The organism is Pseudomonas sp. CFBP2511 (genome assembly GCF_030209255.1).
Lineage (GTDB): Bacteria > Pseudomonadota > Gammaproteobacteria > Pseudomonadales > Pseudomonadaceae > Aquipseudomonas > Aquipseudomonas avellanae.
The window spans coordinates 366,347-388,641 of the sequence record NZ_JARVSI010000015.1 but is presented as its reverse complement, the minus strand read 5'-3'; the positions used below and the strand labels follow the sequence as shown (position 1 = coordinate 388,641).

16 protein-coding genes and 1 pseudogene are annotated in these 22,295 nt (G+C 55.4%); 16 read left to right on the top strand and 1 reads right to left on the bottom strand.

All coding sequences use genetic code 11. The annotated features are described in order from the left end of the window. Window positions 1–72: 72 nt before the first annotated feature. Window positions 73–588, bottom strand: a complete 516-nt coding sequence (locus QRN38_RS13610; protein WP_007246961.1) for an Hcp family type VI secretion system effector — start codon at window positions 586–588, stop codon at window positions 73–75. Between the two features lie 494 nt (window positions 589–1,082). Between QRN38_RS13610 and tssA the strand changes: the two genes are divergently transcribed. From tssA to phnF, 16 genes and pseudogenes are all read left to right on the top strand, one after another. Next, window positions 1,083–2,630: a type VI secretion system protein TssA gene (gene tssA, locus QRN38_RS13605; protein WP_057418646.1), complete on the top strand. Its 1,548-nt coding sequence runs from the start codon at window positions 1,083–1,085 to the stop codon at window positions 2,628–2,630. 35 nt (window positions 2,631–2,665) lie between these two features. After that, window positions 2,666–3,166, top strand: a complete 501-nt coding sequence (gene tssB, locus QRN38_RS13600; RefSeq protein WP_007246959.1) for a type VI secretion system contractile sheath small subunit — start codon at window positions 2,666–2,668, stop codon at window positions 3,164–3,166. Window positions 3,167–3,195: 29 nt separating this feature from the next. Beyond that, window positions 3,196–4,671 carry a type VI secretion system contractile sheath large subunit gene (gene tssC, locus QRN38_RS13595; RefSeq protein WP_011104072.1) on the top strand — a complete coding sequence of 492 codons (1,476 nt, stop codon included), beginning with the start codon at window positions 3,196–3,198 and terminating at the stop codon, window positions 4,669–4,671. 15 nt (window positions 4,672–4,686) lie between these two features. Next, window positions 4,687–5,094, top strand: a complete 408-nt coding sequence (gene tssE, locus QRN38_RS13590; RefSeq protein WP_057415906.1) for a type VI secretion system baseplate subunit TssE — start codon at window positions 4,687–4,689, stop codon at window positions 5,092–5,094. A gap of 97 nt (window positions 5,095–5,191) precedes the next feature. Next, the gene (gene tssF / locus QRN38_RS13585; protein WP_057418647.1) at window positions 5,192–6,979 is read left to right on the top strand and encodes a type VI secretion system baseplate subunit TssF; all 1,788 of its coding nucleotides are present in this window, start codon (window positions 5,192–5,194) and stop codon (window positions 6,977–6,979) included. Continuing rightward, the gene (gene tssG / locus QRN38_RS13580; protein WP_057418648.1) at window positions 6,943–7,950 is read left to right on the top strand and encodes a type VI secretion system baseplate subunit TssG; all 1,008 of its coding nucleotides are present in this window, start codon (window positions 6,943–6,945) and stop codon (window positions 7,948–7,950) included. Before tssF ends, tssG begins: the two co-directional genes overlap by 37 nt. A 9-nt stretch (window positions 7,951–7,959) precedes the next feature. Next, window positions 7,960–10,563: a type VI secretion system ATPase TssH gene (tssH, locus tag QRN38_RS13575; RefSeq protein ID WP_057418649.1), complete on the top strand. Its 2,604-nt coding sequence runs from the start codon at window positions 7,960–7,962 to the stop codon at window positions 10,561–10,563. Between the two features lies 1 nt (window position 10,564). Continuing rightward, a pseudogene (locus tag QRN38_RS13570) lies at window positions 10,565–12,093 on the top strand (sigma-54 interaction domain-containing protein). A 243-nt stretch (window positions 12,094–12,336) separates the two neighbouring features. After that, window positions 12,337–12,828 carry a type VI secretion system lipoprotein TssJ gene (tssJ, locus tag QRN38_RS13565; RefSeq protein WP_057418650.1) on the top strand — a complete coding sequence of 164 codons (492 nt, stop codon included), beginning with the start codon at window positions 12,337–12,339 and terminating at the stop codon, window positions 12,826–12,828. Next, entirely contained in the window at window positions 12,825–14,156 is a 1,332-nt protein-coding gene (gene tssK, locus QRN38_RS13560) for a type VI secretion system baseplate subunit TssK (RefSeq protein ID WP_010213774.1), read from the top strand. Before tssJ ends, tssK begins: the two co-directional genes overlap by 4 nt. Beyond that, window positions 14,138–15,028: a type IVB secretion system protein IcmH/DotU gene (icmH, locus tag QRN38_RS13555; protein WP_010213773.1), complete on the top strand. Its 891-nt coding sequence runs from the start codon at window positions 14,138–14,140 to the stop codon at window positions 15,026–15,028. Before tssK ends, icmH begins: the two co-directional genes overlap by 19 nt. A gap of 13 nt (window positions 15,029–15,041) precedes the next feature. Beyond that, window positions 15,042–18,548 (top strand): type VI secretion system membrane subunit TssM, encoded by a 3,507-nt coding sequence (gene tssM, locus QRN38_RS13550; RefSeq protein WP_057418651.1) that lies wholly within the window; start codon window positions 15,042–15,044, stop codon window positions 18,546–18,548. A gap of 277 nt (window positions 18,549–18,825) precedes the next feature. Next, the gene (gene phnC, locus QRN38_RS13545; protein ID WP_054091035.1) at window positions 18,826–19,659 is read left to right on the top strand and encodes a phosphonate ABC transporter ATP-binding protein; all 834 of its coding nucleotides are present in this window, start codon (window positions 18,826–18,828) and stop codon (window positions 19,657–19,659) included. 37 nt (window positions 19,660–19,696) lie between these two features. Then, complete coding sequence (gene phnD / locus QRN38_RS13540) at window positions 19,697–20,707, top strand: phosphonate ABC transporter substrate-binding protein (RefSeq protein ID WP_007246947.1); 1,011 nt, start codon at window positions 19,697–19,699, stop codon at window positions 20,705–20,707. A 27-nt stretch (window positions 20,708–20,734) separates the two neighbouring features. Continuing rightward, complete coding sequence (phnE, locus tag QRN38_RS13535) at window positions 20,735–21,523, top strand: phosphonate ABC transporter, permease protein PhnE (protein WP_057418652.1); 789 nt, start codon at window positions 20,735–20,737, stop codon at window positions 21,521–21,523. Window positions 21,524–21,561: 38 nt separating this feature from the next. Then, on the top strand, window positions 21,562–22,281 hold the full coding sequence (gene phnF / locus QRN38_RS13530) for a phosphonate metabolism transcriptional regulator PhnF (protein WP_057418653.1): 720 nt from the start codon (window positions 21,562–21,564) through the stop codon (window positions 22,279–22,281). Window positions 22,282–22,295: the final 14 nt, after the last annotated feature.

Here is a 22,295-nt window from a genome sequence, read left to right as displayed (position 1 = left end):
TCTCTGTTTACCCTTAGGCTGGTGGCCCCCCCCATTGGTTATCGAACGCAATGGGGGGGGTTAAGACAAGTATCAGTCCAGACCTAAGTCGTCCAGGTCGTATGATCCGGATGAAGTAGCTATCACGTGATCCCATCTTATTTGACGGTAGGTAAAGTGCACATCCTGCAGATGGATGGCATGCGAGTTATTTGGATCGTCGCAGGTTGGCATGTGGTCTTTTATAGCCACAATAAGCGCCCCATGAAGTGTTGTTCTATAGTAGTTTTGCTCCTTGCCGTCGTTAGTGCGGTACCAATTTATCACAACGTCAGTTAGTTTTTCGCCCCTGCATAACGCTTCCAGAAGTAATGGCGATGCCCGGTCAAATACTTTTGTGATACAAATTGCGTTATGCCTGCGTCGACCAGTAATTTCGCCTGACTGAGCGTCGTAAGGGGATATGATTTCGTGACTGAATGCGTGAACAATTGATTCGTCAGGATGATCTATCTGGCCATGGCCGCCTAAAGAGTCAATGGAACCAGCCTGTTCTGTAATATGACCTTGTTTGGTCCCTGTGACAGATAGAAATGCGGGTGTAGGCATTGGTTTCTCCTGGAAGGTTATTAGCGCTACGCAACGAGATGTGTGCGAAGCTGGATATCGCTATAACAAATATCATGCCAGGTCGCGAGGCGCGTCTGCGGGCCCTTGATGGGGTGCGCATGCGCTCGTTAAATAATAATTTTGTATGCGTTATATATCGGAAATATGCGCAATTTTTTGCGCAGCTCCAGCGTCTTCTTGCGCAGCATGAATGGTGCTGCTTAGCAAGGCGTAAAAGAGTTTTTGCCTTGGCTAGTGGCAGGGTAGTGTGCCAAAAGTTGCGCTTTCGGTTGCAGCAAGAACAGGAGTCTTTTGGCGCGATCTAGAGCCGTACTTCCTACATTTTATTCTCATGACGTGTAGGACTTTTCTGAAAGATTAGACTGACGTTTTTATTCGCTTGTCTATGGGGCAGGTGGCGGATAAGGTATAGGTCAATTTCTTGCCAGGTTTAATTTCTGGCTTTCCATGATAATGATAATGCCGGAGCGGAGATGAGTTATAAAAACGAGTTATCCGTTCGTTATATAAACATTGCCCGGCATCCGATAGCGGGGCACAGTTATGTGGGTAGCGACATACGCTATTCAGTAGCCTTTGAAGAACTGGAGCGTGAACTGGGCGGCGCGCAATCGTTACTGGGACCTTTGACTATCGACTGGTCGAGAATCAGAGCGGGCGCCGAGGAAATTCTCATCAATCAGTCCAAGGATCTGCGAGTTGCCAGCTGGCTGGTCTGGGCGTTGTACGAGTGCGAGTCTTTTCCCGGCTTGCTGGCCGGCTTGGGGCTCATCCATCACCTTTGTGAAGAACACTGGCAGGTGCTGTTTCCCAAAAAGCCACGAACCCGTTCTGCCGCCATGGGCTGGCTGATACTCAGGCTCGATAAGTTGCTGGTGGAGGACATTTCCATCACCCGTCAGCTTCCGCTCTTTCAAGAGATGATCCAATACCTTGATAGCCTGGATGAATTGTTGAGTCAGTACCTTGCCGGTAACGCGCCCTTGCTGCTGCCTTTGCGCAGGCGGCTGGCACGCATGATTCAGCGTGCCCTACAGGCCGAGAAAGCGCCTGTCACTGTTGTCGAGCAGGTCAAGCAAGTCGCCGCTCAGCTATTTTCCAATAGCCCCCAAATTGAAAGCGAAAAAGATGCGCAGCGGGTTTTAAGCCAGCATGAAGATACTGTTAAAAGCCTCTGTAAATGGTGGTTGAGGCAAAAAACGACGGATCCGCGCGCTTTCCGCCTTGGTCGGACATTGGCATGGCTCGCAGTGGACAGCGTTCCCGAGTACAACGCGCAGAAAGTAACCCAGCTAAAAGGGTTGCCTGCAGACAGACTGAAAAATTACCAGGAGCGATTTGAACAGGGTCAATTCGCAGATTTGATCATCGATGTTGAGGCCAGTCTTGCGAGTTCACCTTTCTGGTTCGATGGTCAGCACTTGATATGGAACTGCCTGAATGCACTAGGGGCCGAAGCTGCACTTCAAGATGTACAGGCGCAATTTGCTTTGCTCCTCAAAAGAATTCCAGATGTCATTCAGCTTCGCTTTCACGACGGCACGCCATTTGCCAATGCTCAAACGCTTCAATGGATTTCGGCGCACATTGTACCGCCTGCACCGTCCGCCGAGCATAGGTGTGATACGGATTTACAACATGACTCACCGGCGTGGGATTCGGTATATCACGAGCTCATTCCGACCTTGCAAGACAACGGTTTAAAGGCTGCCGTCCAGGTATTGACGCAGCGAATGAGCGATGCCGAGGGCGGCCGGGAAAAGTTTTTCTGGAAACTATGCCTCGCACGAATATGCCACCAGGCGAAAAAATACGATCTTGCCAGCATTCAATTGGAGTTTCTTGACAGGGAGCTTCAAGCCGCAGGTTTGCCTGCATGGGAACCTCAGGTTTTTATTGATGTGTTGCGCTTGCTGCATAGCTGCTACGAGCGAATGCCTCAAAACAATAGTTTAGCGTTGCGCAAAGAAGAAGTTTACAAACGGTTGTGTCACTACGATCTAGAAAGTTTAATTGCTTAGTCAATATATATTCGGATTAATCGAGAGGAAACACGATGGCCAGAGAAGGCTCTGTTGCGCCCAAAGAACGGATCAACGTCACATTCAAACCAGCCATCGGGAGCGCGCAGGAAGAAATAGAGCTACCGCTGAAACTTCTGGTTCTCGGCGACTTTACACAGCGGTTCGATGAACGAAAGCTCGAAGACCGTAAGTCGATCAGCATCGACAAGAATAATTTCGATGACGTCATGGCCAAGCAAGAGCTGGAACTTGCGTTGATCGTGCCTAATCGTTTGCAGGCTGACAGTGAGGTTGATGACTTGACTGTCAGCATTAAAGTGGCCTCGATGAAAGATTTCAACCCAGCCAGCCTCGTGGAGCAAATTCCCGAACTGAAAAAACTGATGGAACTTCGTAATGCGTTGATGTCGTTAAAAGGACCCTTGGGTAATACGCCTGCTTTTCGCAAGGCTATCGAGAAGGTCATTTCTGACAATGAATCACGTGGGAAGGTGCTAGACGAGCTCGGCCTCGGTGTAGTAGCGCAGCAGTGAAGTTGACCGTATTTTCAGGGAGTTAATGTATGACCAGCAAAGCTATGCAACAGGGTACTGTCAGCGAATTTCAGCACGGAATCCTTGATCAGATCATCGCAGAAACCAGGCTGAGCCCGGATGATGATGCCTATGAAATTGCCAAGCGTGGTGTTGCTGCGTTTATCGAAGAACTGCTCAAGCCGCACAACAGCAACGAGCCAGTAAAAAAGGCCTTGGTCGATCGAATGATCACGGAAATTGACGCCAAACTGAGTCAGCAGATGGATGAGATAATTCACCATGCAGAATTTCAGGCATTGGAGGCGTCCTGGCGCGGACTGCAGTTACTGATTGATCGAACAGATTTTCGCGAAAATATCAAAATCGAATTGTTGAGCATCTCCAGGCAGGACCTTCTGGAGGATTTTGAGGACTCCCCCGAAGTGGTCCAGTCGGGACTTTACAAGCACGTCTACACAGCTGAATACGGCCAGTTTGGTGGCAATCCGGTTGGTGCAATCATTGCCAACTATTTCTTTTCCCCAAGCGCTCCCGATGTCAAGACCATGCAGTACGTTTCAAGTGTTGCCTGTATGGCACACGCACCGTTTATCGCGGCGGCGGGGCCCAATTTTTTCGGGCTTGAGCAGTTCACCGGTCTGCCTGACCTCAAAGACTTGAGAGATCATTTCGAAGGCCCACAGTTCGCCAAATGGCAGAGCTTCCGCCAGCAAGAAGACGCTCGATACCTGGCACTGACAGTGCCACGTTTTCTTTTGCGCAGCCCTTACGAGCCCGAGGAAAATCCGGTTAAAACGTTTGCCTACAAGGAGAATGTTGCGAACAGTCACGAGCACTATCTGTGGGGAAACACGGCGTATGCATTTGCGACGAAGCTGACAGACAGCTTCGCCAAATTCCGCTGGTGTCCTAACATCATAGGGCCGTTGAGCGGCGGTGCCGTCGAAGATCTTCCTTTGCATCACTTCCACAGCATGGGCGAGATCGAGACCAAGATCCCGACTGAAGTGCTGGTCTCTGATCGTCGTGAGTACGAGCTGGCCGAGGAAGGGTTCATTGCATTGACCATGCGCAAAGGAAGCGACAACGCCGCCTTTTTCTCGGCGAGCTCAGTGCAGAAGCCGAAGTTTTTCGGCAACAGCCCGGAAGGCAAGACAGCCGAACTCAATTACAGGCTGGGTACTCAACTGCCGTACATGATGGTGGTCAACCGACTGGCGCATTATCTCAAGGTCTTGCAGCGGGAACAGATAGGCTCCTGGAAAGAACGAGCGGATCTCGAGGCTCAACTCAATAAATGGATTCGCCAGTATATTGCAGACCAGGAAAATCCAAGTTCTGAAGTACGTGGACGGCGTCCGTTACGCTCTGCGCAAATAATCGTCAGTGACGTGGAAGGTGATCCTGGCTGGTACCGGGTCAGTTTGAATGTTCGTCCTCATTTTAAATACATGGGCGCTGATTTCACCTTGTCTCTGGTCGGCAAGATGGACAAGGAATAGTCGAGGAAGACGATCATGAACTTCAACGGTAGCCTTTTCGAGCGGCTTGCCGACAAGACGCAAAAAAAAACCGACCTCAACGAAGATGAGCGCATAACAGCGTCAATAGCGACGCATCTGGCGAAGCTGCTCGGTACTCGTGCCGGGAGCGTGAAAACACTACCGGATTATGGTCTGCCTGAGCTTAATAACGCGAGTCTGAGTGCCCATGACACGGTGAGGCAGTCTCGGCTGGCTATAGAGAAAGCCATTCGTGATTATGAACCGCGCTTGTCTGAAGTTCATGTGATGTCTGATGAAAGCTCAGGGTGTGTACTCAAACGAACATTTTCTATTGACGCGTCCCTCGATATGAACGGCGTCAAGAAAACAGTTGTTTTTTCTATAGCCGTAGCGGGGGACGGGCACGTAATTCTCAATTGAATGAGCCATGCGGGTCATTGTCAGTCGGGGTCGATTCTACTCTGGCATTTACACGTCATTTTTTTGTCTGTCTATGACAGGATCGAGTAGGTGAGCGTTGTCATTTAATCACTATTATCAAGACGAGCTGATGGCTCTCCGCCAAATGGGGGTTAAGTTCTCTGAGCGTAACCCCGCGCTGGCGCCTTTCCTGGGGCAAGCAGGTCAGGATCCAGACGTCGAGCGATTACTGGAAGGGTTCGCGTTCCTGACCGGTCGTTTACGTCAGAAGCTGGACGATGACCTGCCTGAGTTGACCCACTCGCTCATGCAGTTGTTATGGCCCAACTACATGCGGCCGCTGCCCGCGGTGAGCATGCTTCAGTTTGAAGCGCTGACCTGCCCGGCAATTGGTGTGACCGTTGAGCGAGAAACGCCGGTAGAAAGTGAACCCGTCAACGGCATGGTGTGCCATTTCCGTACGTGTTTCGCCACCCGTGTCCTGCCGCTGAAACTGGTGAGTTTGTCCTGCTCGGCAGGCGGGGCGGGTACGGTGCTGAAGTTGCGTCTGGACATAAATGGAGACGGGCACGTTGGCAATCTGGAGTTCAGCCAGTTGCGTTTGCACTTCGCGGGCGAGCGCCATATCAGCCAGGCACTCTATCTGGGGATGATGCGTCAACTTAACGCTATCAAATTATCACCCCTGGATGCGCAGGGCGCCTTGATTATGACGGCCGAGGGAAAGGCGATTGAGCTGGCTATTCCTGTTGATCAAGTAAAGCCTGTCGGGTTTGCGGAAGAAGAGTCGTTGATTCCCTATCCACTGAACACCTTTCGCGGCTATCGCTATCTGCAAGAGTATTTCTTCTTTCCGGAGAAATTCCTTTTCGTCGATGTTTTCGGCGTCGACGTACTTCGTTCGCTGGATGAGGATGTATTGAAGAACACCCGCGGTATACAGCTGGTTTTTGATATGGAAAGCGCTGAGATACAAGGGCTTCGTCCAGGTGTCGAAAACGTGAAACTGTATTGCACGCCTGTCGTGAATTTGTTCAAGCAAGACGCGCTGCCTATTCTTGCGGACTCAAGGCAGGACGAGTATCTGCTGGTGCCCGCTCATTATGCTCGCGGTAGTTGCGGTGTGTACTCGGTCGATAAAGTCACTGGCTGGCAGCCAGGCGGCTTGGGTTATCAGCACTATGTGCCCTTTGAGTCGTTTGAACACGATTCTGCTGTCAGCGTGAAAAGTGACTCGCCTTACTACAGCGTCAGGCACCGGGCTTCCCTGCAACACAGCGGTCTTGACACTTTCCTGAGCTTCGATCTGCGTGCGGAACGGGCGCGTGAGACGGTGTCCATCGAGTTGACGTGCACCAATGATGAACTTCCGCAAAAGATCAGCGTGGGTGGCATATGCAAGTCGTGTGACGGCACCCCTGATTTCTTGCGCTTTAAAAACATAATGCCCGCCACGCGAAGTTTCGCGCCGCCCATGACGCGAGATTTCCTTTGGCGCGTCATCAGTAACATGTCGTTGAATTATTTGTCGCTGGCCAATATTGAAGCATTGAAAGTCATTCTCGAAACCTATGACTTGCCCCGGTATTACGATCCGAGGGCGGAGAAAGTCAGTCAGCACCTGTTAAAGGGGTTGAAATCCATACGTCATCAACCCGTCGATCGTCTGCATAACGGTCGGCCGGTACGGGGCGTGAAGACCGAGTTGACGGTCCAGCCTGACGGTTTTACAGGGGAGGGCAGCCTTTTCCTGTTTGCTTCTGTCCTGAACGAGTTCTTCGCGCTGTACGCGAGCCTGAATTCTTTTCATGAACTGCACGTCACGAGCACACAGGGTGGAGGCTACCAATGGAAACCACGGATGGGGCAGCAACCGCTGCTCTGAACGCGCTGTGTCATGACATCAGGGAATATTCGATTTATCAGGCCATCCCGCTGATTTTGCAAATGCTGCGTGGGATTCACCCTGATGCCGATGATCAGGGGATTCATGACTTTCTCGAACTGCGGGCCAACCCCGGCCTCGGGTTCCCGGGCAGCGATATTGACTGCATGGCGCTTTTTTACGAGCAGGGTCATGTGCATGTACGACTGGATCTCAATGTCATGAGCTTGACTGGATCAGGGTCCCCGTTGCCTGCTTTTTACGCCGAGCAAGCACTGGAAGACCGAGACAAGCCCAATACCACGCGAGACTTTGTCGATATTTTCAATCACCGCTTACAAAAACTGATGGTGCCTGTATGGCGCAAGTATCGCTATCACGCAGCGTTTACCACCGGCGCAACCGATCCATTTTCCGAGCAACTGTTCGCCCTGATCGGTTTGCATGGGGAGCGCATTCGCGAAACTACCGAGTTGAACTGGAAGCGGTTATTACCCTATCTCGGGTTGTTGAGCTTGCGTGCGCATTCTGCTGCGCTGATTGAATCGGTGCTTCGTTACTACTTCAAGCACGCACAATTATTCATTGAGCAGTGCGTTGAGCGAACGGTTGACATTACTCATCCGCAACTCAACCGCCTCGGAAGAGCCAATAGCCGGTTAGCGTATGACGCAGTGCTGGGCAGCCGGGTTCCTGATCGGGGCGGCAAGTTTCGTATTCACATAAAACAGCTCGACTGGAAGCGTTTCCACGAGTTTCTGCCCATTGGCCCTGATTACCCGCCACTGGGTGCGCTCGTGCGGTTCACCTTGCGCGACCCGCTGGATTACGACGTCTGTCTTGAGCTTGTGCATGAAGACATCAGAGATTTGCGCATCGGCCAATCAAACGCGTGTCGCCTCGGCTGGACCAGTTGGTTAGGGCGCGAGCACGCCTTGGGCCTCGTGACGCTCAACAGACCGACTCATTAAGGACTCTCCATGATCGATGTAGACCTGCAGCAACTCGTTAAAGCCCTGGATGCCCCCACACGCAACGAACTCGAGGGGGCCGCAGGGCGTTGCGTGTCCAGAGGCAGTAGCCAGATTCTCGTTGAGGATATGTTGCCTGGCTTGCTGGAACGACCGGATGGAATGCTGATGCGTGCGCTATCGGACGCAGATGTCTCGACTGCCGAATTCGCAGGCCTGATCCTTGTGCCTGTTGAGCATAGCGCCGACCGAACCCCGGTATTCGCCGCCGAACTTGTTCAATGGTTTCAGGACGCACTTCTTATTGCCACGCTGGATTTGGGGCAGAGTCACATTGATCAGGCTGCGCTGATTCTTGCGCTGCTGCGCAACCCGTTGCGTTATGCCGATCGTCCCTACCAGCCACTCCTGGCGAAAATCAACATTGAACGCTTTCGGGACTATGTGCTTTCCAGGCAGGCATCCGGCACAGCAAGGCAAGCGATACATCAATCTGATTCACTGCTCGAACGCTTCACTCATAACCTGACGCAGCAGGCCCGAGAGGGGTCGCTTGATCCGGTGCTGTGCCGGGACGACTGCCTGCGGCAGATGGTCGACATACTGGCTCGCCGCCGCAAGAACAATCCGATTGTGGTGGGCGAGGCGGGTGTTGGCAAAACTGCAATTGTCGAAGGGCTGGCGCTGAGAATCGTTCGGGGTGAAGTTCCTGACCTATTGAAAGATGTCGAACTGTTGTCTCTTGATATGGGCCTGCTCCAGGCAGGTGCCAGTATCAAAGGCGAGTTCGAGCGTCGCTTGAAGGGCGTCATTGACGAGGTCAAGTCTTCGCCGGGCTCTTTCATTCTGTTCATTGATGAAGCCCACACTCTGATCGGCGCAGGTGCAAACGCTGGAGGCTCAGACGCTGCCAACATTTTGAAGCCAGCACTGGCACGTGGCGAACTGCGCACTATTGCGGCAACCACCTGGGCCGAATATCGACAATACTTTGAGAAGGATCCGGCGCTTGCACGTCGCTTTCAGCCGGTTCGCGTGCTTGAGCCCACGGTCGAACAAGCCGTCACCATCCTGCGCGGGCTCGCTCCACTGTATGAACAGAGCCATGGCGTTTATCTACGCGACGATGCGGTGGTGGCCGCTGCCCGGCTGTCGGCACGCTATATATCCGGTCGGCAGCTGCCAGACAAGGCAATCGATCTGCTTGATACAGCCTGCGCCCGAGTGCAAATCAGTCTGGTCGCGGTGCCTGAGCGCCTTGAGCATCTTCGCAGCGAGATGGTTCAGCAGCAGAGACACCTTGAGGCCGTGCAGCGTGATGCCGATGCAGGCTTGTCGGTGGATGACAAGGTGTTGAGTACACTGGCATCCAGTGTGTCGCGGATCCGCAAGGAAGCCATCGTGCTTGAAGACGCCTGGCTTGATCAGCGAAAAACCGCCAGGCGGGTGCTTGATCTGCGTCAGCAACTTGCCCACCGAAAAATACAGCAGAACGCTCTGACCACTCTGGACAGTGATTGTCAGGCCACCCAGGCGCTGGAGTCCGAGTTGGCTCAGGCTCAGCAGACGATCCTCAGCACGCAGCTGAAAGACCGTCTGGTGAGCTTCGAAGTATGTCCCAGGTTAGTCGCGCAAGTGGTCAATGCCTGGACCGGCATACCGCTGTCGCAGCTGGTCCAGGAACACAGCCTTTCCATTGCAGATTTTTCGTCTGACCTGCGTCTGCGCATTCGGGGACAGGAGCAGGCTGTGCAGGTTCTTGAAAGGGCAGTGAAGGCGTCGGCGGCAGGTTTGAATGCGCCGAATGCACCTACTGGCGTGTTCCTTCTGGTGGGTCCCAGTGGCGTGGGCAAGACCGAAACCGCTATCGCTCTGGCTGATCTTTTATATGGCGGCGAGCGCTTTCTTACGACGATCAATATGTCCGAGTTTCAGGAAAAGCATACGGTCTCACGCTTGATCGGCGCGCCTGCGGGCTACGTTGGCTATGGCGAGGGAGGCATGTTGACCGATGCCGTTCGACAGAAGCCGTACTCGGTGATTCTGCTTGATGAAGTCGAGAAGGCTGACCCGGAAGTAATGAACCTGTTCTATCAGATATTCGACAAGGGTGTCGCCAACGACGGCGAAGGCCGGGAAATCAACTTCCGCAACACGCTTATTCTGATGACTTCCAATCTGGGCGGTGATCTGATCCATGCGAGCTGCCGAGAGGGTGAGCGTCCGGATGCCGACGAGCTGGCTATGAGAATAAAGCCGCTACTCACCGCGCATTTCAAGCCTGCTTTACTGGCCAGGATGCGAGTAGTGCCTTATTACCCCGTTACGGGGGTGGTGCTCCATGAATTGATCGAGTTGAAACTGAGCCGGCTTGGGGAAAGGCTCGAATGCCGCGGGCTGACCTTCAGTTATTCTGCGGATCTGACTCGCTATCTGCTTGAATGCTGCACCCAAAGCGACAGCGGTGCGAGGTTGATTGATCACGTGCTGGAGTCACGCGTGACGCCGCTCATCGCCGACCGACTGCTGAGTGCCGCGAGCAGCGGTGACAGCGTCTCCAGGGCGCACGCAACACTTGACGCTTCTGGCGGCATTGTCTGTGAGTTCGAATAATATGACCTCACCGTTCAACGCACTGCCCGACCCGCTGAGTTATGCGCAAACGCTGGTTTCACACTACTCGATCCTCTCACAGGCTGATGAAAGGCGATCCCTGCTGGAGGGTTTCGTCAGAGCGGCTGCCGAACTCAGCGGCTGTGAATCAAGCCAGTTGTTTCTGCTCGATAGCAAACACAAATGTCTCGGCCTCGCTGCGCAAATCGTAGAAGGTGTCATTCGGTCCTGCAGCAGCAAGGCATCACCGGAAGACTTCTGTGACTTGCCTCTGCTGCGTTTCAGTCTGCTTCAAAACCGGGTCGTCAGTATTCCGGAAATCAGCAGCAGCCCCTACGCAACAGACTGTTTGCCCGTGCAGGAACATGCATGGCAGTCACTGCTGTGCATTCCGCTGCCAAGCCGCGACAACATACCCGTCGGGCTGCTGGTCTGTGCGAGCAGGCAATGCCGACCGCTGGACGGCTATGCAGGCTCACTGGGTGCATTGGGCTCGTTCGTGATTTCTCAGTTGGGTCTGCTCGCGTTACCGGACAAGCCTGGCAGCGCCGCGTCTCACCCGCGAAGGCCCGCCGCAAAGCCCGCGCAATTCGGGCTTACCGGAAACAGCGCAGCCCTGGGCCGCACAACCCATCTTCTCAGCAAAGTGCTGGACAGCACCTGCACCATTTTGCTTACCGGTGAAACCGGGACAGGCAAGGAAGTGGTATCTCGTGCCCTTCACGAGTACGGGCCTCGGCGCCTGAACGCCTTCGTCGTACAGAATTGTGCTGCATTCCCGGAAGCTCTGCTGGAAAGCGAGCTGTTTGGCTATCGCAAGGGCGCTTTCACCGGTGCTGATCGGGATCGACGTGGCCTGTTCGATACGGCTCATGGCGGCACGCTTCTGCTTGATGAAATCGGTGATATGCCGATGCTGTTGCAGGCAAAGCTGCTACGCGTATTGCAGGAGGGAGAGATTCGTCCGCTGGGCTCCAATGAAGTGCGCAAGGTTGATGTACGAATTATTGCGGCCACCCATAGGGATCTTCCTAAGCTGATTGCCGAGGGGCGCTTTCGTGAAGACCTTTACTACAGGCTGGCCCAGTTTCCCATTGAACTTCCTCCACTGCGTAAACGTGTAGAGGACATAGAAATACTGGCCAGGCACTTCTCCGATATGGCCTGCCGCCAATCACAGAAAGAGCCTGTGCAGTGGTCGGAAGCTGCGTTGAGCGTTTTATCCGGGTACGCCTTTCCAGGCAACATTCGGGAGTTGAAGGGGTTCGTCGAGCGCGCAGTGCTGTTATGCGAAGACAATAAGTTGCGGCCCGAGCACTTTCCGATTGCCTCCGATTCAGTGAGCCATCCGGCCTGTTTAACACTGCGCGAACACATCGAGCATTTCGAACGTGGGTTCTCATGGAGTGTTTGCGCGACAGCAACGGCAATCGCAGTCGTGCAGCCCGCACATTGGGTGTCTCGCGCCGTACTCTGCTTTACCGTCTGGCTCATTTGAAAATGGGCGCCACTCATGAAAAGCGTGATTAACCGTATCTCAAACCTGCCTGTTCATTTCTTTTTTTGAGGAGCTGTTTCAATGAACTTCCATTGTGGGCCTGCTTTGATTTTTACGCTGCTTGCCTTGATGTGCATTAGCGGGTGCAACGGCCATTACCGGTTCAGCGATGATCAATACCGCGCGCTGGGCAGCCCCGAACCGGTCAATCGCGTTAAATAACAATAACGCGAAAGGTTGATGGCCTTCGCTCCAGACTTAAAGGAATAACTTCGATGATTTTTTATTGCACCCGGCTGGCCCGGTTACTGCTGTTGCTCACGCTCGCCGGTTGCTCAGCGCTTTCGCCATACTCTACACAAACCCGTCTGGATATCACGCTACGCGCGGACCATAAGCTCAATCCGGATTTGAATGGCCGGCCGTCTCCAGTTGTTCTGAAACTGCTGGAACTCAAACGTCCGGTCACGTTTCAATCGATGGATTTCTTTTCACTGTATCAGCGTACGGATCATGTAATGGAGCAGGACCTTGTCGCAAGCGAAGAGTTTGAGCTTCGTCCCGGCGAGAGCATTGCATTGAAGCTGAAACTGGAAGAGGGCAGTCGTTACGTCGGCCTGTTGGCGGCTTATCGCAACCTGCCGGAGACCCGCTGGCGTCATGTGATTCAGATAATCCCCGAACAACAGAATCATGCTGCTTTCATCCTGGATGAGTCTGGCATCCAGCGAGTCGACAGCCCGATCAGCGCAGGAAATCCCACATGAATTCGCACAAGGTTATCTGGCAGGAAGGCATGCTGCTGCGTCCGCAGCACTTTCAGCATAACGACCGTTATTACGATCATCAGTTGAAAGTGCGTACCCGTCTGGCGGGGGCCTTCAACTGGGGGTTCACGGCGCTGGAAATTGATCGGCAATTTCTGAGCTCTGGGCAGATTGTGCTCAACCAGGCCTCGGGCATATTCCCGGATGGTAGCGTCTTCGATATCGGTGACCGTGAGCGTCCATTGGCGCTGGATATTGCGCCCAACACTTCAAACCTGTCGGTCTATGTGGCACTGCCGATCGTAGCGGGTAATTGCATCGAAGCACGTAGCCAGGAACAGTCGGATGTGTTCGCGCGTTTCACCGCCTACGCCGCCAGCGTCGCGGATTCCAACGCTGGAGAGGGCAGTTCCACACCGGTTGTCTGCGCGCGCCCCGAGTTTCGTCTGCTGCTGGGTGAACCACAAGGCGAGCACACCTACGTGATGCTCAAGTTGTGCCATATCCTGATCTGCAGCCCTGACAAGGCAATAACACTGGACGCTGAATACTCTGCCACATTCGTCAATGCCGGCGGTTCCCGGTACTTGATGTCGTGCCTGAAGGAGGTCACAAGCCTGTTGCAGCACCGAGGCGATGTCATTGCTGCGCGCATCAGTTCGCGCGGCCAGGCCAGCGATGCCGAGGTGGGTGATTTCATGATGTTGCAATTGATCAATCGCAGTGCGTTGGTGCTTCGGCACTATCTGGAGACTCGACATCTTCACCCTGAAGAGCTGTATCGCTTATTGCTGACGCTACTGGGTGAGCTGGCGACGTTTGGCACTGAAACAAGGCGCCCTCGACTGGAAAGCAGCTACCAACATACAGATCAGGCGGCGACGTTCAGGAGTGTGATGCTTGCCATTCGACAATTGTTGTCGATGGTCGTTGAACAGCATGCGCTGGAACTCGAGTTGCAGCCCAGGCAGTACGGTGTGTTGGTTTCTCCTCGCATCGACGGTGAGCTGCTGGGAACCGCCTCATTTGTGCTGGCTGCCCGCGCGCAATGCGATGCCGAAGAACTGCGCGTTCGATTGCCGTCGCACCTCAAGGTCGGTTCTGTGGAGAGTATCCGTGAACTGGTAGCGTTGCATCTTCCCGGTATCAGGCTCAGGCCGCTGCCCGTGGCACCCCGACAGATCCCGTTTCATGCCAACAAGACTTACTTCGTTCTCGACATCAACGATCAGGAGCAGATTGGAATCGATAAGTCCGGAGGGTTCGCCTTTCATGTGTCAGGCGAGTTCTCGGGGCTTGAATTGCAGTTTTGGGCGATCAGAAACTGATGAACGAATTGAACGATGAGCAAGGCCGTCGCGAAGACAGCACTATTGACTATGGCTGGGTTGATGCCGCCCGGGGCGATGACCTGTTTACCGACGTCAACGACACGAATATCCCTGAGGGCCCAACGGCGCGACGGGTCCAGAACTCCGGGAGAACAGACGAGCGCTTCAATATTCATGTCAATCCGCTGGTTGCAGCGGCAAGCGGGCTGCTTGCTCAGGTAGCGAGGCTGCCTGTTGCAGACGAAGTTGGCGATATTCATTTTCTCAACGTACAGCTGTCGGACCAGGTAAAGCTGTTCGAGGCCGAGGCCCGCAAGCGCGCAATCGATAACGATCAGCTACTCGCCGCACGCTATGTGTTGTGCACGGTGGTGGACGAAGCTGTTTTGAATACGCGCTGGGGCAGCGCAAGTGACTGGTCGAAGATCAGCCTGCTGAGCCGCTTTCACAAGGAAACATTCGGCGGGGAAAAGTTCTTTCAATTGCTCGAAAGACTTTCCACCAACCCGTTCAAACACTTGCCGATGCTTGAGTTGATGTACCTGTGTCTGGCACTCGGGTTTGAAGGGAAATACCGCTCGACCCGCCGTAATGGCAGTGAACTGGAAGATATCCGGGACAGCCTTTACCGGCAGATAAGGCACCTCAGAGGCGACGTCTCTCGAACCCTTTCACCTCACTGGCAAGGCGCGGAGTCATCACGTAACGGTCCGCTGCGTATTGTGCCGATATGGCTGATTGTGCTGTTCACCTTTACCAGTCTGACAGTGCTGTATTCGGGGTTCGCCTGGGTGCTGAGCGAGCAGCGTGAGGCTGTACTCACACCTTATCGGTCAGCACTTTCGACAGTGCTCGAGCCTCGATCCTGACAAGAGAAAAGTCATGAAATCCCTCTTTAAAAAGCTCATTGAAGTGTTGTGTAAAACCTGGGTCTGGTCACTGTTGCTGGTGTTTTTGTTGGCGGCATCGATATGGAGTTTTGGTCCGCTGCTGGCGGTGTCGGATAACAGGTTCTGGGAAGGCACCAGCGCACGGTTGATAACAATCAGTGTGTTGTTTCTGGTGTGGGGGCTGGGGATGGTCTTTACCAACTGGCGCGGTAGCCTGATCAAAAGGCAGGCCGAGGAAAGTGAGACGGGCAAAGAGCGCCTGCGCAAGTCGGTTGTGATGGAAAAGGAGCGCCTGGAACTTGCCAGTCGCTTCACGGATGCCCAGCGCGTCCTCAAGGATTCCGCTCTGTTTGGAGAACTGGGCGCTCGCGGCCGCAAGGAGCTGCCCTGGTATGTATTGATCGGCCCTCAGGGCAGTGGCAAGACCAGTCTGCTGGATTTTTCCGGGCTCGATTTCCCCCTCGACAGACCGGCTCGCAAACTGACTCGCGATACGAGCAGTACCGGCAGTTGCGACTGGTACTTCACACACCAGGCGATCCTTCTGGACACATCGGGCCGCTATTTCGATCAGCCTGATCCCCAAGTGGACGGCGGCGCATGGATGACGCTGTTGGGGCTGTTACAGGGACGTCTGCGAACGCAGCCGCTCAGCGGTGTGCTGGTGACATTGCCGGTGGATATTCTTCTTGATGGCCTGGACAAGCGTCTGGAGAAAGTCGCTGGAGATGTACGTGTTCGTCTGGACGAGATCTTTCGCCGGTTGCACGTTGATGTTCCGGTTTACCTGGTGCTGACCAAAGCAGACTCGATAGCGGGTTTCGATGATTTCTTTGATCAATTGTCTCGCGAGGAAAGTGAGCAGGTCCTTGGGACAACGTTCAAAAAAGGGCAGCGACGCACCGATGTCGACGTCATCAGTCAGGCGTTCGAGACCTTGCTACAGCGCCTGGGCAGTCAGGTCATAACTCGTATTCATCAGGAGCGCGACAGCCAGCGTCGGGGGAGAATGCTCGAGTTTCCCAATCAGCTTGGGGGCATCGGACGCCGGCTGAATATTTTTGCCGAGTTGGCGTTTTCCGGGAACCGCTATCAGCGAGCCAGTCAATTGCGTGGCTTTTACCTGACCCGTGCACCCCACGTCATGCAGCAGGGCGGTCAACAACCTGAGCCTGAAACCGATGCGGGTCTTCCTGTGCAACACGGTGGCCGCGCACGGTTTATTCATGATCTGTTACGTCATGTCATTTTTCCTGAGTCCGATCTGGCCATGCTCGGCAAAGAAGCCCGGAAGAAAATCCAGTGGCGGCAAAAGGGTATGTATTGTGCAGCGCTGCTATTTCTGGCGGTGTCTGGTGCGCTCTGGGCGACCGGCTTCAATGCTAACCACGACAGGCTGGAAAAGCTTCGCACACTGGGTGAGCAGTGGACGCGGCAGACGTCATCGCTCACCGCCGAAGATGATCTGCTGACGATCCTGGCCAGCTTGAACACCCTTTACGAGGCCGCTCGGGTATTTCCGGACAGCGACGAAGTCGCTCTGTACGAACGTAGCGGGCTTTATCAGGGACAGCCTGCCAACGAGGTACTTATGCGCGCCTATCACGCTGGTTTGCAGACGCAACTGCTGCCACGAATGGTCAGCATGTTCGAAGCCCGGATACTGGACAGCCTGCAGGACCGCGAGCAATTGCTGAGCAGCCTTCGCGCCTATCTGATGCTGGTTCAGCGAGAGCACCGGTTACCTTCTGCACTGGAGGCATGGGCCACCGCCGACTGGTCAATTCGCTATGCCGGGCACGCACAGGCTCAGCGCGAGCTGAACCAGCATTTCAAGCGCTTGCTTGCGCTGCCTTTTGTCTATCCGGCCAATGATGCTCTGGTGGCGCAGGCGCGTCAGGTGTTGCGTAACGAATCACTCGCCAATGTGGTTTATCGGGTGCTGCGTGAAAAAGCCCGGGTATTGCCGGATTACAGCCTGGCTCATCACACCGGGCCACAAGAAGCAGTGTTGGCAGGTGCCGACTATCGAATTCCAGGGCTTTATACGCGTCAGGGTTACGAGCGGTACTTCGTCACACACGGCACCGGACTGGTGACTGAAATCATGCGTGACAATTGGGTACTGGGGGAGGGGGCACCGTTCAGCGTCACTCAATTGCGCGCGCTGATGGTCGAGCTGGAAAAGCTGTACTTCCGGGATTACGCCGACCATTGGGCAGAGGCCATTGGCCGGGTTTCATTGCATCCTTTTGAGGGGCCAGCTCAGGGCGCAGTGCAAATGGCAGGCCTGGCGGCGGCCCATTCGCCTTTGCTGAGGTTGCTGACCGAGGTGCGCGACAACACGCGGTTTCCGATGCTTGCGGACAGCCTTGACGCTGCGAAAACACAAGTCGGTAAAACAGTTTCAACCCCTGCTGTGCTTGACCAGGCGGTTGCTCTTGGCGAGCAATTGCAACAGTCGGCTGCCAGTAGTTTGCCCGAGACAGCCAAGAAATCATTGCAGCGACGTTTTGATGCGCTGCATCGATTGCTGGATGATGAAAGCGGTCCCTCAGTCGACCTGATGGCTGCGCTGAACGCCGTCAATGAGTTGCAGATGCAGATGGCCGCGCTGGCACGCTCCGGTCAACCTGATCTGGCTGCCTACGAGATGGCCAAAGGGCGGATGTCCGGGCAGCGAGATGCACTGAACAACCTGCGCAGCGCGGCGACAGTGTTGCCTCAACCCGTCGGCGGCTGGTTTGACAAGCTGGCTGAAGACACCTGGAGTTTCGTGCTGTATCAGTCTCACCACTATCTGAACCAACGCTACAAGGCCGAGCTTTACAGTTTCTATGAGCAGTCTCTCGACAAACGCTATCCGTTTCATGCCCACAGCAGCAGCGACGTGGCGCTTGAGGACTTTCGTGAATTCTTCGGGCCACAAGGCATTGCCGAGCGGTTTTTCGATAACTATCTGAGGCCTTTTGTCAGCGGCAGCCCGGGAAACCTCCGCTTGCGCACCCTCGACGGTTACAGCCTGCCGATGAGTCGTGCCTACCTGCACCAGATGGCCGGCGTGCATGACATCCGCAAAAGCTTCTTCAGCACTCACACACCGGAGCCGCAGGTGCAATTCACCCTTGAGCCCTACACACTTGACCCTGGCGTGCGCCGCGCGGAATTTCGTTTGGGCGATCAGTCGCTGGAGTATCGCCACGGTCCAATCGTGCCGATGGGGTTCAAATGGCCGGCAGGCATCGACAATGGGCGCGCGAGTCTGGTCATGGACGGCAGGCTCGGACGGCCGCTGGGCATAGAAAAGAACAACGGCCCATGGTCGCTGTTTCGCCTCTTCGACCTGATGCAGACCGAGCCTTTGCAAGGACGTGATGTGCTACTGCTCAAAGCCGATGTCGGCGGCATGCGCGCGCATTATCTTTTGTCGAGCCAGCGCGCGCCCAATCCTTTCGATATGACTGCATTGCGCGGTTTTCGCATGCCTGCGCAGCTTTGATGTCACGGCATCTTTAGAACCGCCAGCGCTTTAGCGATCTGCCGGGAGTCTGCAGTCATACCCGGGCTTACGCCCAGGCACCTCCCGAACAGCCTGCCGGCGCATCGGCACGTAGCTGCTCCCGAGATCTGCGCTGAGTCATACACGCTGCAACACTCCCTGCGACAAACTGTTATCAGCTCGTCACTCGCGGTTCATGAGGCTGCAACAACACAGGTTCAGTTTGGTTGACACCGAATACGACCTGTCCCGGGTCGTGCCCAGACCGAGAAGCCTCATGAACGCAGCCATTCATGTCCAGGGCCTGAACAAGACCTTTTCAAACAAAAGCGCTTTGCTTGATCTGGCGTTGTCTATACAACCCGGTGAAATGGTTGCCCTGATTGGCGCTTCGGGCTCCGGCAAGTCGACCTTATTACGACACCTTGCGGGGCTGGCGTGCTGTGATCGCAGCAATGGCGGTCAGGTTCAGGTGCTGGGGCGCGAGGTTCAGTCTTCCGGGCGTCTCAATGGCCAGGTACGGCGCCTGCGCGCCGACATCGGCTACATCTTTCAGCAGTTCAATCTGGTCAATCGTCTCAGCGTGATGGACAACGTCCTGATCGGTTGCCTGGGCCGTATGCCGCGCTGGCGTGGCAGCCTGGGGTTGTTCAATCGTGAGGAAAAGCAGCGCGCCATGGTCGCACTGGATCGGGTCGGGCTGGCTGATCTGGCCGCTCAGCGTGCCTCGACGCTGTCGGGTGGCCAGCAGCAACGGGTGGCCATCGCCCGTGCGCTGACACAACGCGCCGAAGTGATTCTGGCCGATGAACCGATTGCCTCGCTCGACCCCGAATCGGCCCGTCGGGTCATGGAAATTCTTGCCGACATCAACCGCCAGGATGGCAAGACAGTCGTCGTCACGCTGCATCAGGTCGATTACGCCGTGCGCTATTGCCCGCGTGCCGTGGCCCTTAAAGGCGGGCGCATTCATTACGACGGTCCGGCGCAGGACCTCAGCAAGCCGTTCCTTAACGACCTGTACGGCGCAGACGAAGACGCGAGCCTGATGATCACCGAACGCAGCCGTCGCGTCCGGCAAAAGCCGCGTCTGGCACTGGCTAAAGTCTGAAGCTTCTCAACATCACCCCCTAATCAGGAGAGCTTGCATGTTCAACCGTATCGGTCGCGTCCTCGCGTCTGCCGCTTTGCTGACCGCCTGTGCATTGGGCACGGTCCAGGCAGCGGAAGAAAAAGTCATCAATTTCGGCATCATGTCCACCGAATCGTCGCAGAACCTGAAAAGTATCTGGCAGCCGTTTCTCGATGACATGAGCAAGAAAACCGGCCTCAAGGTCAATGCCAGCTTCGCGTCGGACTATGCCGGGCTGATTCAGGGCATGCGCTTCAACAAGGTCGATGTGGCGTGGCTGGGCAACAAGGCTGCGCTGGAAGCGGTGGACCGTTCCAACGGCGAGATTTTCGCTCAGACCGCCGCTGCCGATGGTTCCGCCGGTTACTGGAGCCTGCTGATCGTGCGCAAGGACAGCCCGATCAACTCCGTCGAAGACATGCTCAAGAACGCCAAGAGCCTGACCTTCGGCAACGGTGACCCGAACTCTACCTCGGGCTATCTGGTGCCCGGTTATTACGTGTTCGCCAAAAACCATGTGGACGCCTCCACGGCGTTCAAGCGCACCTTGAATTCCAGCCACGAAGTCAACGCACTGAGCGTTGCCAAGGGCCAGCTCGATGTCGCGACGTTCAACACCGAAAGCTGGGACCGCCTGGCCGTGACGCAGCCGGACAAGGTCGAACAATTGAAAGTGATCTGGAAGTCGCCGCTGATTCCAGCCGACCCGATTGTCTGGAGCAAGGCGCTGTCGGACGAAAACAAGACGAAGATTCGTGAGTTCTTCGCCAGCTATGGCGATACCGACGAAGAGAAAACCGTCCTCAAGAACATGCAGATGGGCAAATTCCTCAAGTCCAGTGATGACCAGTTGTTGCCGATTCGTCAGCTTGAACTGTTCAAGCAACGCACTGAAGTCGTCGCCAGCACCACGCTGAACGCAGAGGAGAAGGCCAGCCGTCTCAAGGACATCGATGCCAGCCTGAGCAAATTGCAGGAACGCATTACCGAGCTTAACCAGAAAACCGCGACCAGTACCGCGGGTTGATCGACAGGCTGTCGGCGGGAGATCCACATGAATACTCACGGTGCATACGCTCAGGTGGCGGGCAAGCCCAACGGGGCTCGTTACCTGGGCTGGGGGCTGCTGCTTGCTGCTCTGGCCTGGGCCTGGCAGGGCGCGGAGATGAACCCGATGGCGCTGGTGCGCGATTCATCGAACATGGCGACGTTCGCCTCTGACTTCTTTCCGCCCGATTTTCGCGAGTGGCGCAGCTACCTCAAGGAAATGCTGATAACGATCCAGATCGCCCTGTGGGGCACGGCGCTGGCGATTGTCTGTTCCATTCCGCTGGGCATTCTCTGCGCCGAGAACATCACCCCGTGGTGGATTCACTTGCCGCTGCGGCGCTGCATGGATGCGTTTCGTTCGATCAACGAAATGGTCTTCGCCATGCTGTTTGTGGTCGCCGTCGGTCTCGGGCCTTTCGCCGGGGTGCTGGCGTTGTGGATCAGCACCACCGGCGTGCTGGCCAAACTATTTGCCGAGGCCGTTGAAGCCATCGAGCCTGGCCCTGTCGAAGGGGTGCGCGCCACCGGAGCCAGCGCGCTACAGGAAGTGATCTATGGCGTCATTCCGCAGGTCATGCCGCTGTGGATCTCCTATGCTCTATACCGGTTTGAATCCAATGTGCGCTCAGCGACGGTCGTTGGCATGGTGGGTGCGGGTGGCGTCGGGGTGATTCTCTGGGAAAACATCCGGGCCTTTGCGTTCGTCCAGACCAGTGCCGTGCTGCTGGTCATCATCGTGGTGGTAAGCCTGATCGACATTGTGTCGCAGCGCCTGCGCAAGCAATTCATTTGATTGAAGAGGAGGTGTTCCCATGAACACTTTTTTTAACCATGCAGTTGTCTAGACAAGACGAGCCGTTATACCTCGGGCTGGCCGAAACCCTACGCGACGAGCTGGCCGGCTACCAGCCCGGCGACTACCTGCCTGCCGAGTTTCAGCTGGCCGAGCGCTTCAGCGTCAATCGCCACACCATTCGCCGCGCGGTCGATGAACTGGTGCGTGAAGGCAGCGTATTGCGCCGTCAGGGCAAGGGTACTCAGGTGCTGGAGCGTCCGCTGATCTACCCGATGCAGGCCGACAGTGCCTACAGCCAGTCGTTGTCGGCGCAGGGCATAGGCGTGGAAGCCATTCTGCTGCTGCGTCGCGAGTGCCAGGCCAGCCATGAAGATGCGCTGCATCTGGGCCTGGCCGAGCATGCGCCAGTGATCGAGCTGCAGACCTTGCGCAAATTGGACGGTCAGGCGGTAAGCCTGATTTTCCACCGTTACAGCGCCGTTTTCCACGAGTTGCTGGCTGATTATCAGGGCGGCTCGGTGCGTCAGTACCTGGCTGAACGCGGGCTACCGTTGAGTCGCGCGCAAAGTCTGATCGGCGCGCGATTGCCGTCACGCGAAGAAGCCGGGTTGCTGTTGATGCCCCGGCACATGCCTGCACTGACGGTGCTGACCGTTTCCTGCGACGGAGCGGGGCAGCCGGTCGAGCTTTCCCGCTCGGTCAGCCGCTCCGACCGCTTCCAGTACCAGGTGGCGACTGCCATTCCAACCAGATGATGTCGAGGTGTTCC

Bases quoted from the DNA above. Each gene is read 5' to 3' on its own strand.
- tssA (WP_057418646.1), top strand. From the start codon at position 1,083: ATGAGTTATAAAAACGAGTTATCCGTTCGTTATATAAACATTGCCCGG.
- tssE (WP_057415906.1), top strand. From the start codon at position 4,687: ATGAACTTCAACGGTAGCCTTTTCGAGCGGCTTGCCGACAAGACGCAA.
- phnD (WP_007246947.1), top strand. From the start codon at position 19,697: ATGTTCAACCGTATCGGTCGCGTCCTCGCGTCTGCCGCTTTGCTGACC.
- tssJ (WP_057418650.1), top strand. From the start codon at position 12,337: ATGATTTTTTATTGCACCCGGCTGGCCCGGTTACTGCTGTTGCTCACG.
- tssM (WP_057418651.1), top strand. From the start codon at position 15,042: ATGAAATCCCTCTTTAAAAAGCTCATTGAAGTGTTGTGTAAAACCTGG.
- phnE (WP_057418652.1), top strand. From the start codon at position 20,735: ATGAATACTCACGGTGCATACGCTCAGGTGGCGGGCAAGCCCAACGGG.
- tssK (WP_010213774.1), top strand. From the start codon at position 12,825: ATGAATTCGCACAAGGTTATCTGGCAGGAAGGCATGCTGCTGCGTCCG.
- phnC (WP_054091035.1), top strand. From the start codon at position 18,826: ATGAACGCAGCCATTCATGTCCAGGGCCTGAACAAGACCTTTTCAAAC.
- QRN38_RS13610 (WP_007246961.1), bottom strand. From the start codon at position 588: ATGCCTACACCCGCATTTCTATCTGTCACAGGGACCAAACAAGGTCAT.
- tssB (WP_007246959.1), top strand. From the start codon at position 2,666: ATGGCCAGAGAAGGCTCTGTTGCGCCCAAAGAACGGATCAACGTCACA.
- tssH (WP_057418649.1), top strand. From the start codon at position 7,960: ATGATCGATGTAGACCTGCAGCAACTCGTTAAAGCCCTGGATGCCCCC.
- tssC (WP_011104072.1), top strand. From the start codon at position 3,196: ATGACCAGCAAAGCTATGCAACAGGGTACTGTCAGCGAATTTCAGCAC.
- phnF (WP_057418653.1), top strand. From the start codon at position 21,562: ATGCAGTTGTCTAGACAAGACGAGCCGTTATACCTCGGGCTGGCCGAA.
- tssG (WP_057418648.1), top strand. From the start codon at position 6,943: ATGGAAACCACGGATGGGGCAGCAACCGCTGCTCTGAACGCGCTGTGT.